The sequence below is a fragment of the Synechococcus sp. WH 8109 genome (genome assembly GCF_000161795.2).
Lineage (GTDB): Bacteria > Cyanobacteriota > Cyanobacteriia > PCC-6307 > Cyanobiaceae > Parasynechococcus.
Genome location: NZ_CP006882.1, coordinates 806819 through 821603, shown reverse-complemented (window position 1 = coordinate 821603; position 14785 = coordinate 806819). Strand labels below are relative to the sequence as shown.

The 14785-nt window shown below is 56.2% G+C and carries 11 protein-coding genes, 1 pseudogene and 1 riboswitch; of the genes and pseudogenes, 4 read left to right on the top strand and 8 right to left on the bottom strand.

From position 1 onward, the window contains the following. Positions 1 to 1426: 1426 nt before the first annotated feature. From rpmG to Syncc8109_RS04375, 3 genes are all read left to right on the top strand, one after another. Positions 1427 to 1627, top strand: a complete 201-nt coding sequence (rpmG, locus tag Syncc8109_RS11635; protein WP_071823051.1) for a 50S ribosomal protein L33 — start codon at positions 1427 to 1429, stop codon at positions 1625 to 1627. A 1374-nt stretch (positions 1628 to 3001) separates the two neighbouring features. Beyond that, positions 3002 to 3700 (top strand): histidine phosphatase family protein, encoded by a 699-nt coding sequence (locus tag Syncc8109_RS04380; RefSeq protein WP_006850006.1) that lies wholly within the window; start codon positions 3002 to 3004, stop codon positions 3698 to 3700. A 573-nt stretch (positions 3701 to 4273) separates the two neighbouring features. After that, positions 4274 to 5311: a chlorophyll a/b binding light-harvesting protein gene (locus Syncc8109_RS04375; RefSeq protein ID WP_025362214.1), complete on the top strand. Its 1038-nt coding sequence runs from the start codon at positions 4274 to 4276 to the stop codon at positions 5309 to 5311. Positions 5312 to 5498: 187 nt separating this feature from the next. Here Syncc8109_RS04375 and Syncc8109_RS04370 read toward each other — a convergent pair whose 3' ends face one another. The 8 genes from Syncc8109_RS04370 to Syncc8109_RS04335 all read right to left on the bottom strand — a co-directional run bounded on the left by Syncc8109_RS04370 (position 5499) and on the right by Syncc8109_RS04335 (position 13708). Beyond that, on the bottom strand, positions 5499 to 7070 hold the full coding sequence (locus Syncc8109_RS04370) for an iron uptake porin (RefSeq protein ID WP_006850395.1): 1572 nt from the start codon (positions 7068 to 7070) through the stop codon (positions 5499 to 5501). Between the two features lie 69 nt (positions 7071 to 7139). Beyond that, positions 7140 to 7772: a HupE/UreJ family protein gene (locus Syncc8109_RS04365; RefSeq protein ID WP_025362213.1), complete on the bottom strand. Its 633-nt coding sequence runs from the start codon at positions 7770 to 7772 to the stop codon at positions 7140 to 7142. A gap of 7 nt (positions 7773 to 7779) precedes the next feature. Next, positions 7780 to 7929: riboswitch (cobalamin riboswitch) on the bottom strand. Positions 7930 to 7956: 27 nt separating this feature from the next. Further along, complete coding sequence (locus tag Syncc8109_RS04360) at positions 7957 to 8208, bottom strand: hypothetical protein (protein WP_006849746.1); 252 nt, start codon at positions 8206 to 8208, stop codon at positions 7957 to 7959. Then, a complete protein-coding gene (locus Syncc8109_RS04355) occupies positions 8205 to 8513 on the bottom strand; it encodes a hypothetical protein (RefSeq protein WP_006852071.1) in 309 nt (102 codons plus the stop codon). The genes Syncc8109_RS04360 and Syncc8109_RS04355 overlap by 4 nt, the downstream gene beginning before the upstream one ends. 34 nt (positions 8514 to 8547) lie before the next feature. Next, a complete protein-coding gene (locus Syncc8109_RS04350) occupies positions 8548 to 9252 on the bottom strand; it encodes a 16S rRNA (uracil(1498)-N(3))-methyltransferase (protein WP_006850855.1) in 705 nt (234 codons plus the stop codon). An 81-nt stretch (positions 9253 to 9333) separates the two neighbouring features. Continuing rightward, positions 9334 to 9639, bottom strand: coding sequence for a hypothetical protein (locus Syncc8109_RS04345; RefSeq protein WP_025362212.1), 306 nt, complete (start codon positions 9637 to 9639; stop codon positions 9334 to 9336). Between the two features lie 106 nt (positions 9640 to 9745). Next, a complete protein-coding gene (locus tag Syncc8109_RS04340; protein WP_232202462.1) occupies positions 9746 to 10030 on the bottom strand; it encodes a hypothetical protein in 285 nt (94 codons plus the stop codon). A 24-nt stretch (positions 10031 to 10054) separates the two neighbouring features. Then, positions 10055 to 13708 carry a hydantoinase B/oxoprolinase family protein gene (locus tag Syncc8109_RS04335; protein ID WP_006850778.1) on the bottom strand — a complete coding sequence of 1218 codons (3654 nt, stop codon included), beginning with the start codon at positions 13706 to 13708 and terminating at the stop codon, positions 10055 to 10057. Positions 13709 to 13827: 119 nt separating this feature from the next. Between Syncc8109_RS04335 and Syncc8109_RS04330 the strand changes: the two are divergent. After that, positions 13828 to 14785: pseudogene (locus tag Syncc8109_RS04330) on the top strand (permease).

The following is a 14785-nucleotide window of genomic DNA, read 5'->3' as shown; positions in this document are numbered from 1 at the left end:
GTTGTGGACGTTGGCGAGGCTCATTTGATCACTGCCAAACGCTCTTAAGAGCAGTCAGTAGCAATGGACGGTGAGATTGTGGTTTCGGAGGCTCACCTCCATCCAATGGCAACTGCATGACCATTGGGCGCTGATAACCGTACTGACTCTCCCTTTCGCAACCGGGGGAGTCAGTTCAGCGTTTTGACTTCCCAAAACATTGTGACGACTCATTTGGCACTGCTATCGCCTCATCTGTATCGCGGTGTGCACCCGACGCGGTGATTCTGTCTTAGGAGTCCACAAGACCTCCATCCCATGGTTTTTGTAGGGACCATTGGGCGCTGTCCAGAAAAGCTGACTCCCTTTCTTGGCTGACGGGGAGTCAGTTCAGCGTTTGACGGGTGACTTGACCTCGCAAAACAAAACCACTGAGATGCTTGAAGTAGTTGCTGCGATTGTTGTCACAGCAGGGCTGGTTGCCGGAAACCTTCTGCTGTTTTCGCCTTTGCGGATAGACAACAGGATTAAAGCTCCAGCCCCGGAAGATCAACCAGTGAACACAACTCGTCCAGTGTTTTGGTCAACAACTGTGCACATTTGCGCGGCTCATAGGATCCCAGCTATCTGTTCTTAAGAACAAGCAGTAGCCATGGTCGGTGAGATTGTCACTTTGGAGGACCTCCACCATCCAATGGAGTGATGACCATTGGGCGATAAGTGTCAGCTGACTCTTCTTCTCAACCGGGGGAGTCAGAACAGCATTTCTACCGTCTAGACAGAGAGCAACCGGCTGACATTTCTTTTGAGGGGAACGAGTCGGTTCAACATTTTGCCCCCAACAACCTTCCAAAGGCTCATTTGATTCACCGGTCAGCATCATCTTGATCAGCAGAATCCATATATCAATCCATAGTGATCGTGGATTTTCCGTCGCAGGAAACCTCCAACCAATGGTGGGGGCAATCACCATTGGGCGCTGATAACACCACTGACTCCCTCTCTGACGATGCGGGGAGCCAGATCAGCGTTATTTCATTCCAAAAATGTCAAAGCTGATTTGACAGGCAAATTAACATCATCTGGCGTGAGCCGTGAAATGGATTGAGACTAGTCAGACAAATCCACGCATAACATCTGCATGAATGGTTGTATCCAGAGCTATCTCAGTCTGTTCACACTACTGACTCCTCTCCTATAAGTGGACAGGCGGCGAGACTAAAGGCACAGAGGAGAAGAAACCAATCATCGATTCATTTGACGGGTGAAATTAGATGGTTTGTACGCGCACTCTGAGAAAACCCAGCCAATATGCATTTGAAGGTTCTCGCGAGGCACCTTCATCCGATGACTAATCCGGGTCATCGCACTGGGGTTACAACTGGCTCCTCTACTCAACCAGGGGGGTCAGTCCAGTTGCTTGCTCCTAGAAATGGAATGAAACATTATGGCCAAAAGCAAAGGCGTTCGCATCGTTGTCACACTGGAATGCACCGAATGCAGAACAGCGACTGCTGCTGAAAAACGCAGCCCTGGAGTCTCTCGCTATACAACAACTAAAAACCGAAGAAACAATCCTGAAAGGCTCGAATTGATGAAATTCTGCCCTCAACTCAACAGGATGACACTTCATCGCGAGATAAAATAAGAGATAAATATTTAATACTCAAAGACGTTGCTCAACAAATGAGACCGCTTCAAAAGCAAAATTTAGTTATCTAAAATGTTAGATCTAAACATGCTCAAGTCCATTACTTGAGAAAATCATTTTATGCCAGAAATACCAAAAGCAAGAACCAGATGTAGAGCAACGAACGAAACAGATCACTGAGGCATCACAAATCAATCAATACCAACATCGATCAGTAGAATTTGGGGCAGAAATTGATCCCAGCAGTAGCTAGCTTACACAAAGCAGCAATCTATTCGTGACCAACATTGAGGCCTTCGCGCACATCATTGACCTCGCCAACAGAACGACTGACACTACCACTTACGAGTATTTAATGAGAGAAGCGCAGGAAATAATGCTCGACAAAAACACGAAAGATATAGATTATTGTGATTTCAGACAATTGGTGAAAGAGCGGCTCGAGAATCAAATACTTAAAGCAAAAGAGCAAGGCCACAAATAAGTAGAAAAGAGCAAACATTCATTAGCACTATCTTGCGACCGATGAATACGGTGACATAGTCAGAAAGCACACTTTTACGGGATAATCAAGGTACTGTAATGCTATAGATCGTCATCTTCCCATTAATTACAAACTTTAGACTTTTTCAAAAATAGCATCACTTACACGGGTGTGCATCAATTAAAACGTGCTACTGCAGCATGTGAAAGACAAGAGCCAGTTCACAACGCGATAATTAGATAGGACAGTTCACTTCAGCCGGAGCTGTTCAAACAATGATTCTGATGATGTCAGTTTCATTGGGCGTCATCTGACTCTTCTTCCCTCCAGGTTCAAGAGCCAGAGTCTCGCTTTAACCAAACCAGAACAGTTGATTGGTCTTATCTTTGCCCATCAATAACTGGCGTTGATGTTTTCTACTTCTCACCATCAACACAATGTCTCAAAAAACATCCCGGTTTTCAAAACTTGATGCATCGGTATTAGAAGCACAAATCCGCTGCGGAACGGAATGGCCGATAGGCCTTGTTGATGCAATTGCAGAAGCCCATCGGACCACAGTTCAAAATGTCATTGAGCGTCAACGTGTTTTAAGGTCAACGTAACCACACGATCATAAATTAAACGTTTATTTTTGAGATTGTTTAGTTTTCCCATGTCCTTATCAGGATTCGAAATTTCTGTAGGTGGAATCACATCAATTCCACTAACAAGCAGCTTGATTCTGCTTCTCTACAAAGCATTTGGCGAAAAACGACTGGATGCGAGCAAACTCAAACCAAAAAAGTAGCAACCAAAGCAATGCCTTCAACTCCTGAAAAAGAAAAAGGTGTCGACAAAACTATAGATTCACTGAAAGACAAATAAGCATCTCAACCACCGATCTCGTGCCTAAAATTCTTATTTCATTGTTCACTGGATTACTTTTGAGTGCATGCAGTCTGAATGGAGAAACTGGTTCCTCCTCCAATGGTGGTCAGGCTGAAAACCCAGCGGACCAAAACACTAAAACACAAGTCATTGGCCTAACTTCAGAACCGAGTAGTGAGAAATCAATGTTGCTGGATTCCATCAAGGATGGAGGCTATGTCATTTATTTTCGTCATGCAACCACGGAGAGGGATTACGCAGACCAAGCTGATCCTCTGATGAGCCTCGATGATTGTAGTTCTCAGAGAAAGCTGAGCACTCAGGGCATCAAAGAGTCCCACGAAATTGGCGTGGCGTTTGCTTCAAAAGGAATCCCAATCGGTGAAATTATTGTTAGTGAGTATTGCAGGTCATGGAAAACAGCAAACCTCGCATTTGGGGAATGGACCCAAAAAGACTCCCGATTAAATTTTTTACCTTATAAAGATTACACCGAAGATCACATTGCACTGATGAAAAAGAATGCCATGCCTTTATTAACACGCCCACCTCTACCAGGAACCAACACAATCATTATCGGACATGATGATCCTTTTGAGGCCGCAACAGGAATTTATCCTGAACCGCAAGGAATCGCATTTATCCTCCAGCCCGATGGGGGAAAAAGCTTCAAGATCATCGGTAGTGTGTTGCCTTCTGAGTGGGCAACACACTGAGGAAGACAGCCACTCTGATCCTTGATCATTTGACTTGAAAGATGTTCAGGATCTAACATTCGCTTGCTAAGTTTCCAACACTCAAGGGAATACACAGCAGGATAATTGAATTGTCGACCTTGGACGGGTTTCGACAAAATCAAAGTGATCTATTTCTCGTTAGGAATTTCGGGAGGTAGATTTTTTTTGACAGTAGATCTTTAAAGAACTAGAGATGTGTAGCTGAAGCATGTCTTGCCCAAACCTGCAAATCATGCAAACTCAAGCACAATCTAGAGAGCACTGCATTGCTTAGGCGGGTATATTTGATACAACTTCTGCGCTCAATTGGCTGCAATCAGACATCAAATTGGCCAGCTTGCCAGAGCAAAGAATTTTTATCAAGCAGCTCATAGCTTTCAATCCAAAGAATCAAATGTTCCAAATTAATTACCCAAAAGATTGAACAAAAAATTCTTAAATCAAATGACTCTTTGAACGGTTAAATATGACTTACCCCTGCAAAGCTATGTAAAAGCAGATTTATTCGATAGACAGCACTCATTATGTTTTTCATGCCGCATCCTTTTGAAAATGCAGTCTTACGGAAGTTCATCAGTCAGTTATGACTGGTGGGCTGGAAATGCAGGAGTCGCGAAGCGCAGCGGTTCTTTCATTGCAGCCCACGCTGCCCATGCAGGTTTAATCATGTTTTGGGCAGGTGCATTCACCTTGTTTGAGTTGGCCCGTTATGACGGAACACTGCCAATGGGAGAACAAGGGCTGATTTTGATTCCACATCTCGCCGGCCTTGGCTTCGGCGTAGGGGAAAGCTCTGTAATCGTTGACCAACAACCCCTCATCGCGATCGCAGCATTCCATCTGGTTTCATCCGCTGTTCTTGGAGCAGCTGGAATCTGGCATACACTTCGAGCGCCCAAGGACCTTTCAGAAGCTGAAGGCCGCGCCCAAAAGTTTCACTTTGAATGGAGTGATAGCAAAAAGCTCACGTTCATCCTGGGGCATCACCTGATTTTTCTTGGCCTCGGAGCCATTGCCTTCGTTGAATGGGCAAAGCGCCATGGAATTTACGACAGCGCCATCGGAGCTGTTCGACGGGTTGAACCAAATATTGACCTCAGCATGGTGTGGGGTTATCAGGCTAATTTTCTCTCTATCAGTAGTCTTGAAGACGTGATGGGTGGCCATGCTGTTTTGGCTTTCATTCTCACGATTGGTGGTGTTTGGCATATCATCTCCAGCCCTTTCGGACCCTTCAAAAAGATCTTGATCTACAACGGCGAATCGATCCTGTCTTACTCGCTTGCTGGTGTAGCTCTGATGGGATTTGTGACCGCCATTTGGTGTGCTCAAAACACAACAATTTACCCCGTTGAGTTGTATGGCGATCCATTGAAATTGAACTTCGGCTTCTCTCCCTACTTCAGCGACACAACTGCTCTTGAAGGTAGTGACCACTCAGCCCGAGCTTGGCTGGCCAATACGCACTTCTACCTTGCATTCTTTTTCCTTCAAGGACATTTTTGGCATGCCTTACGCGGTATGGGCTTTAACTTCAAGCGTGTTTCTGAAGCGCTTGAAAACATGGGAAATTCCAAGGTCAGTGCCTGATTAATCTGCCTTTTCTGATTTACCCCTCATCTCATTGAGATGGGGGGTTTCTTTATTGGTTTCGTCATTAAGGCAAATATCCACCACAGCAGCCCCACGCATGAAAACGGTAAGAGGGCGCAGATCAACAAACCGATGGCAGGAGTCAGCCTCGGTTGACCTCGAATCAAGCGAAAGACCCCTCGGATCAGAACACAAATATCGTTTTGATCAGGCCGCCCAGTTGCTGGAAGGTTGAACCCTCCGGTGTGAGCTCACCCATCGGTCGCGACAGATAGAACAGCGCCGGGGTGATGCTGATGTTGTCGGTCACTTGGAACTGATACCACCACTCCCAGATGAACTGACCATCAGCAGGGGTGTCGCCACCACGAAGATCGGTCGCAAAAACGGGCTGGCCCACAGCCATTCCGGCGTTGTTCCCCGCCGCCAACACATCGTTCCACTGCAGCCCAGCCCTCCAGGACTGACTGGTTCTCACCTGGCCTTTGCGCTGGGTGTCGGACTGATTGATGCCCCAACCGAGCGACAGCGATGGAAGCCAGCCGCTCTCCAGTGGCTGCCAGAAAGCACCCAGGGCATAGGCGTGAGTCACGCCCAGATCACTGAAGCGATCCCTCACGAAGGGCGAGACATACACGATCAGGTCTTTACCGTTCTGGACTTTGGAATACAGGGCAGCAACACCCCAGTTCTCACCCTCCCAACCCAACTGGAGGGTGCCGGTGCCGCCCGCCTCGTCGGTGTCGAAGCCACCGAGGCGGGTGTCGCTTGATGCACCATTGGCTGCCACATAGTTGGCCGACGCGCGGGCTCCGCTTTCCGCTGCCCAGCTGATGCCAACGCCCGCACCTTTGTTTTTGTTGTATGCCCCCGGCGCTCCATTCACCGTGAGCACATCGAGGATCGGATCACTGGGATAGACGCTCGGCCAGATCGCGAGCATGTCTTCCTGGCCAACAATCGGGCCGGTGGTGATGGTGATCTCATCCCCCAACGGGAAGGAATAGAAAAGTTTGTCGATCACCAGTTGATTCGGTTCCTCACCCTCCTGGAACGCGGTTTCCAGGGTGGCCAGACCCGACCGCCCTCCACTGCCGAATACATTGTCGTCACCGTCGAAGTTGCCAGCACGCAGAACGGTGGTCAGCTGATCTTTACCACTGAAGGAGGTCTCCAGAGCCAACTGCAGGTCGACATTGAAAACAGTTCCACCGAACTCGGCATTGCTATCTGCGCGAAGTGGGTTCGCTGAACCCTTGAAGCGATTCGCTCCGACAACAAAAGTCGCCAAGCCAGAGAGCTTGGTGGTGGTGGAGAACTGGATTGCTTCCAGTTCTCCAACGCGGGCCTCGAGGCCGTCAACACGACCCTTAAGGATGGCCAGCTCGGTTTCGAACTCAGCCATCAGGCGACGCAGCTCGTCGGTCACTTCGGTGACGCGGTCGAGGCAAGCGTTCAGCAGGGCAGCCGCTTCGTAGCGGGTCATGGCCCGGTTGCCACGGAAGGTGCCGTTGGGGTAACCGGCCACGCAGCCGTAGGTCTCAACCAAACCAGCCAGTGCCTGATAGGCCCAGTCGGTGGGGTAGACGTCAGAGAATTGGGTGACACTGGTGACCTGATCAACGGAAGCCGCGTAATCAGAAACGCCGTTGATGTTCAGCTCGGCGGCATTAGCTGCTGGGCTTTTGACAACAGCCAAAGGGGCTATCAGGCCAAGGGTTGCGGGAGCCACCAGCAGTTGCTGGACAAACTTCATGACTGTGAAGAGAAAAAAAACCCAGAGGTGATCCCTGGGGTCAGAAGCTGTGAAAAGGCGTGCTCGTGATCAGTCGATCAGGGCTACCCAAACAAAGGCCATACCGATGCCCATCCAGATGCCGGCACCAAGCCGTTGCCCCTGGGAGCCGAGGCGCTCAACCAGGGTCTTGGACCAGTTGCTCACAACCACCAGCAGCGCGCCTTGGCCAATCAGCAGACCCAGGAAATAGGTGAACAGCGGGGTGGGTTCCGCTCCAACAATGGTGCTGCCGAGCAGAAAACCGTGCAGGGCCACCAGCGGCAGCAACCAACGGGTGGAAGCCACGGTGAGAGCCATCAAACCCTCCACCACCAGGCTGAGGGAGACCATGGCCTCCGCCCAGGGAGCCATGGTCTCCGGCAGGGGGATGAACTGCGACAGAACACTGCCGCCCAGGCCAGCAGCCAACAGAGGAATCACCCAGGCGCGAGGTCTTTGCAGGCCGATGAAGGCGATGGCCATTAGAAACAGAAGATGGTCAGGACCCAACAGCGGGTGACCAATTCCACTGAGCAATCCCTGCAGTGGGCTGAGAGCAGCGCTGTCGCCCATGCCAAAAGGATGGTGGGCGAACGCCGGACTGGCCAGAAGAAGAACCGCCAGAAACGAAGGGCCTGCGATCTGAAGAGGCCTGCGCAGGGCCAGTGGCAAAGAATTCAAAAGTCGATCCTCGTCGGTTTGATCTGGCGGGCGTTCTGACTGACGTAGGCGGAGGGCCGACGTTTCACAGCTGCGGGACAGCGGCAGATTTTCACTGCTCTTTCCCCGTTTCCTCCAGCGGCTGCTCCCCGCTGAAACCAGCACACCACCCTACCGGCGCCTACTCAAAGCGTCAGTTCGAGGCTTACTCGGCCTGTGGCGGTGCATCGGCAAGGTCGGTGGAGTGAAAATTCCAACGATCTCCATCCTCAAGCCAGAGCTCCCAGGCCAGGCGGCGGCCGCTCCGTTTCAGTCGCAGCTGGCCGCCAAAACCAGCCGGAGACGGCTGATAGAGCTCGGTGATGTCGTCAACAGGGGCTCCATCCCGGGTGAACACCTGCTCCACCTGCTCACCAAGCCGGGCCGTCAGATCGCTGCGCAGCTCATCAACTGTCACGCCTGCTGACTCGAGAAATCGAGGACAAGATCGCCGACGTCATCGCGGCTGATCTGAAATCCGAAGCCATCAACGGTGCCGGTCCACAGGCCTGCATCGAGATCCGCTTCGATCCCCTCCAGCTGCTCCACCCTGTGATCGAAGAGCAAGCCGAAGCAATGGGCGGCGACCTGCGCGGCCTGGGATGCATCCATTTCATCGAGTTCGTGGGCTTCCACTGGACATCCATCGAGCAGCTCGGCATCGATGACGTTGCCGGACCCGACGTCCTCCACAAGAGCTTGCAATCCAGCCAAATCGTTCATTGCCTTCGCTGTTAAAGCAACACACCTATCACCATCATCCCTGGGCCAGAGCGGTGGTGAGAGCCGTGTCGACGCTCAAGGTGCGTGATCCCAGATGCACGGGCTGGGCGATTACCGCCTGGGCCAACTCCAGTTCAAACGGCACAAAACCGCCCTCCGGCCCCACCATCACTACGGCAGCCCCAGCAGGGGTTTCGCGCAACGGGAGGGCGGCCCCCATCTGGGCCATCCAGCAGGGCCGTCCGGCACAGAGATCCTTGAGTTGGTCTTCGACAAAGGGTCGAAAGCGCCAGTGCTGATGCACCCGGGGCGCCACCGTGTCGCTGGCGCGCTCCATCCCAGCAAGCAGCGCATCGTTTACCTTCTCGGGTGCGAGCAAAGGCGACTGCCAATAGCTCTTTTCAACCCGGGCGCAGTTGATTAGGTGAAGGTTGGCCACGCCGTACTCGGCCACGGTGCGGAACAGACGGCGCAGCACCTTGGGCCTCGGCAAGGCCAGAACAATGTCGAACCGATGGCGGGGCGGCGGTGGCTGGTTGAGGTCCACCTCCAGCACCACGGCATCTTCATCCAGCACGCAGATGCGGCCCTGGCCCAGATCGCCATTCAGCTCACCGACCCGGATGTTGTCGCCCACTGCTGCACGAAGCACTGAACGGATGTGATCCGCCCGGCGATCCACAAGACGAACCTTCCGCTCATCCAGCCAATCCGAACGGTTGAGAACGACGATGTTCATGGCTGGATCTCTGGGATCAACAGCACTCCGCCACTAATAGATCCGTCAGTTCAGCACAACCATCCCCGCGGCCCACAATCCTCAGCAGTGTTCGAACACCCCTGGGATCAACTCCCGCTCGCGGCGAGCCTGAAACTCAGCGTCGGCAGCACGCAGCGCCGCGGGATCATCCTGGAACCAGCAGCCATAGAGAAGATTCAGGATCCGATCAACATCGAGATCACGATCAGCCACGTCCTGCCAGAGGCGTTGGCTTAATTCGGCATCAGCCAGCTTAAATTGAGCCTGGGCCAGACGCCTGGCTGCGTCGAAGTGGACCTGTTGCAACTGCCGCGACGGTGAGTCGTACTGAAGCAACCGTCCCTGGATCGTTTGAAGCAAACCCATGCCATCAGCTTTGCTGCATTCAGATTGAATCCGCAGATGCCGATCGACAATGGGTCGTCATGCTGGTTTTCAAACAGCAGCACCAAAGCCGATCACTAGAAAGGGATCAACACTGATCAAATCCCAAGAGGATCTTGTCCTGCAAGCCAGCGTGATTGAGGCCAGGACGGTGCAATTGCAGGGCCGGAAGAAGATCGAGCACAAAATTGTTGGCCCGGCGGGATTCAACGCAAACTCCAACGCGATCCCCCACGGAACGGGCCAGACGGATCTGATCCATCACCAGCTGCAACTGGAACACCCGCTGGTCGAGGCTTCTGGCATGGGCAGCCCAGTTGAGGCTGCAGCCCAGCAGCACGCTCAACCACCAACCCTGTGATCGCATCGGCATCACACCACCTGAAGGCATCCCCCCTCAACGTCCCATGCCGCCTCCCCCTGGGGTGAGCATGCGAATGGCCTCGCCCGCCTGAAGCTCCAGCTGCACAGCACCGGGTAGGGGATGGGCCACCCCCTCACGATCCAGCCGCAAGTTCTCGCCACAGGCACCACTGGCCCCACCGTTGAGACCGAACGGGGCAACCTGCCGCGAGCCACTGATCAGCGACACACTCATCGGCTCGAGGAAACGGATCGTGCGCTCCAAGCCGTCGCCCCCGGGCCACCGACCCTGGCCGCCACTGCCGGAGCGCACCGCAAAGGATTCCAAGCGCACCGGATAACGGCTCTCCAGCACCTCGGGATCCGTCAGCCTTGAATTGGTCATGTGCAATTGCAGCCCCACCGATCCGGCAAAGCCCTCACCAGCGCCGCCACCACCGGCCACTGTTTCGTAGTACTGGCAACGGCCATTGCCGAAGCTGACGTTGTTCATCGTTCCCTGGCCGGCCGCCTGCGCGCCGAAGGCCGCAAACAACAGATTGCAGAGGGCCTGAGACACCTCCACGTTGCCGGCCACCACAGCGGCGGGGGGCTGCGGATTCAAAAGACAGCCCTCCGGGACCACCAGATCGAGCGGCGCGAAACAGCCCTCGTTCAAGGGGATGTCGCTATCGAGGAGACAACGGATCACGTACAGCACAGCCGCCCGCGTCACCGCCAGGGGGGCATTGAAATTGCCCGGTCGTTGCGGAGATGTTCCGCTGAAATCCAAACGCAACCGTTGGCGGTTGGAATCAAGGCACACCTGCACCACCAGGTAGGAGCCGTCATCCAGGGCCAACTGATGTCGGGCGTCCGTCAAGCGCAACAGCAGCCGTTGAACACTGCGGGCTGCGTCCTGCTGCAGCAGGGTCATCTGCCGTTGCACCAGGGCCTGACCCTCTCGCTCAACGAGGGATTGCAGCGCCACAACTCCCGCCTGATTGGCCGCCACCTGCGCCTGCAGGTCGGCCAGCAGTTCCGGAGGGTTGCGGGGCGGCGTCGCCATGCCGCTCCACACCGCTTCCAAATCAGCGGCATGAACCCGGCCATGGCGCACGAACAGCTGGTTACGCAGCAGCAGCCCCTCATCGGCAATGGTGCGACTGAAGGACGGCATCGACCCGGGAGCAATGCCACCCACATCGGCGTGATGGCCACGGCTGGCAACAAAGAAGCTGGGCTGATCCCCATTGCAGAACACCGGCGAGATGGCAGTGATGTCGGGCAAGTGGGTGCCGCCATGGAAAGGGTCGTTGCTGAGCAGCGTGTCGTCGGGCTGCAGCGGTGCGACATCACCATTCGCCACCTGGGCCAACAGGTCGCGAACGCTGTCACCCATCGATCCGAGGTGCACCGGAATGTGGGGGGCATTGGCCACCAGGGCACCCGTGGCATCGAACAACGCACAGGAGAAATCCAGGCGCTCGCGGATGTTCACGGAGCGACTGCTCTGCCGCAGCCGTTCACCCATCTGTTCAGCGATCGCCATGAAGCGGTGGCGAAACAGTTCCGCCTGCAATGGGTCATGGTCACTGGCCTGTGCCAGCAGCGGTGATCCGTCTGCGGGATGCGAGCGCTCCAGCAACAGCGTGCCCCCCTCCGCCACCCGGGCCTGCCAGCCCGGCTCCAGCACAGTGCAGCCAGTGGCTTCGGCGATCAGGGCCGGACCTGCAATCCGCTGATCCGGCGCCAGGGCACTGCGGTTTAGCAACTGCACCTGCGTCCAGCCGCTCGACTCCAGGTGCATCGACACCTGCGGCGATGTCTGCACCTCTCGCGTTGGTTCGGCCATCTCAGCTGCGGCTGTTGCTTTAGCTGCGGTTGTGGCATCGAACTGTTGGGGTGCTGTGACCTCAACATTGAGCTGTTCGACGATCAAAGCCTGATCGGCATCAATGCAGTAGCCGTAGCGTTGCTGATGGCTCGCCTTGAAAGCCGAGATCACGGCATCAACGCCTTGCTGGGCGAACCAGGTGAGCACCAGGGTCTGCTCGGTAGAGGGATAACGCAGGGCAAGGCTGACCCAGACCTCCGGCTCCCCCGCATCGGCATCAGCGCGATCCCCCTGGCGACGCAAGGTCTCCTGCGCTTCACCCTTCAGCCGCTCAACTTGATCCTGCAAAGCCACCAACAGATCAGGCGAGAGGGCAGCACCGAGATGCACCTGCCGCCGGCAGCGCTGGCGGGCCTGACCCATTCCAAAGGCGGAGAGAACGCCGGCCATGGGATGCAACAACACTGTGTTCAGCGCAAGTTCATCTGCCAGGCGACAGGCGTGCTGACCACCAGCTCCCCCGTAGGCCACCAACACCCCGCCGCGAATGTCCTCACCGCGATGCAGCGACACCCGTCGGATCGCAGCAGCCATGGTTTCCACCGCCAGTTGCAACGCCCCAGATGCCACCCGCTCCGGGGTCTGCCCCAGAGCTGCCGCAAGCTCGGCGAAGCAATGCCGCACCACCTCAACATCCGGTGGAAGATCCCCGGACGGGCCGAACACCGCCGGGAAGCGGTCCACCTGAAGCCTCCCCAGCAGCAGGTTGGCGTCGGTGATGGTGAGCGGTCCGCCGGCGCGATAACAGGCCGGGCCCGGTTGTGCTCCGGCGGAGCGGGGCCCCACCCGCAGCCGCTCCCCCTGCAGCTCCAGCACTGATCCGCCACCGGCCGCCACGGTTTCAATCGGCAGGCGAGGGGCCAGCAACTGCAGGCCTGCGATCTCGGTCTGCTCCTTCACTTGCCGCAAGGCCTGTGCATCGGCGCAAGCCACGCAGAACACATCCGTCGACGTGCCCCCCATGTCGAAGCCCAGCACCGGCACCCCGTCAAAGCCAGCCATCCGCGCCGCGGCGATCGCACCAACCATCCCCGCCGCCGGACCCGAAAGGATGGTGTCTTTGGCCTGCAGCCTGTCTGGAGCCTGCAAAGCTCCGCTGGAGGTCATCACCCGCAGTGGTGTGGCGGCACCCAACGCCCCCTGCACCTGCTGCAGGTAGCCATCAAGCACCGGACGCACGGCGCCTTCCACCAAGGATGTCTGCCCCCGCGGCACCAGGCGGGGCATCACACTCACCTGATGGGAGCAGACCACGGTGCGAAAACCAAGTTCCCGCAGCAATGCAGCGCAGCGCTGCTCATGGGCTGGGTTGCGCTGGGCATGCAACAACGCCACCACGGCGACGTCCAGGCCGGAACAGCGCAGCTCCTCGAGACGCCGCCGCAGCAGCTGATCCAGCACCAGGGGCTCAACCTCCTCACCCCGGGCATCGAGCCGACCGGCCAGCTCCAGCACCGTTTGCGCCAGAAAGGGGCGCTGGGGCTGCTCAAGAGCGAACAGATCTTCGCGATGTTGATCGCCGATCCACAGCTGATCCCTCAGCCCGGCATTGGTGAGCAACAGCAGCGGAGCACCAGCCCCCTCCAGCAACGCATTGGTGGCCACGGTGGTGCCGAGGCGCACGTCGTCGACGTCCCCCAGCTCCACGGGTGGAGAAGCCGACGCCAACATCGCTTCCATGGCCGACACCGCAGGGTCTCCAGCACCGGCCTGCTCCGAGAGCACCTTGCGCACGTGCAGCTGGCCTTCTGAATCACGACCGATCAGATCGGTGAAGGTGCCACCGCGATCAATCCAGAAGCACCACCCCATCTCAGGCCCTGGCCAACGTCATCCCAGCCTGCCGCGCAAGCCGATCAACAAACCATGTCAACGCCCCCCGATGGGCAAGCTGAACTGAGAACGTTGAAAGGCAACTGCCGCCCGAACGCTTGGACAAGCTCGCCACGGCCTGGGCGATCTTTCAGGGGTTACTGCTGGAAGCCGTTCCATTTCTGCTGCTCGGCGTTGCCATCGCAGGGCTGGCCCGATGGGTGGTGCCACCGGGTGCCTGGATCGAGCGGCTCCCGAAGAATCCTTTGCTGGCTCCGATCATCGGGGCACTGATGGGCTTTGCCCTTCCGGCCTGCGAATGCGGCAACGTTCCCGTCGCCCGCCGTCTGCTGGCCAGCGGTGCACCGATGGGTACGGCGTTCGGCTTTCTGTTTGCAGCTCCGGTGCTGAATCCCATCGTCCTGGCCAGCACCTGGGCCGCGTTTCCTGATCAGCCCTGGCTGCTGGTGGCCCGGCCGCTGGGGGCCTTCCTGCTGGCGATTCTGCTGAGTTTGTCGCTGGTGCAACTGCCCGAAACGCAGCTCCTGGCCACTGCGCTTCTGGAGGAACGCCGCATGAGCCAGCCCCTCAGCAACCTGGGGCTGCTGCAGCGCAGCAGTGGTGTGATCGGCGGATCACCCAGCAGCCCACGATCCCTGAGCAGCCGGCGCCTCAAGGCCTGGCAGGTGCTGGACCAGAGCTGCCGCGAATTTCTCGATCTGCTGGCTCTGCTGGTGCTTGGGTGTGTGATTGCGGCCCTGGTGCAGACCTGGCTGCCGCGCAGTTGGCTTTTGGCCGTGGGGGGGTGCGCCGACAGCATCGATCCTGGCCTTGATGCTGCTGGCGGTGGTGTTATCGGTCTGCTCCAGCGTGGATGCCTTTCTTGCGCTGGGGTTTGCCGCTCAGATCACCCCAGGAGCCCTGCTGGCCTTCCTCTTGCTGGGGCCCGTTGTGGATCTCAAACTCGCAGGCCTGTTCACCGTGCTGATGCGGCCAAGGGCGATCCTGATCACGGCGATAGGTGCCAGTCTTGGCGTGCTGCTAATCGGTCAGTGGATCAACCTGTGGCTGCTGTGA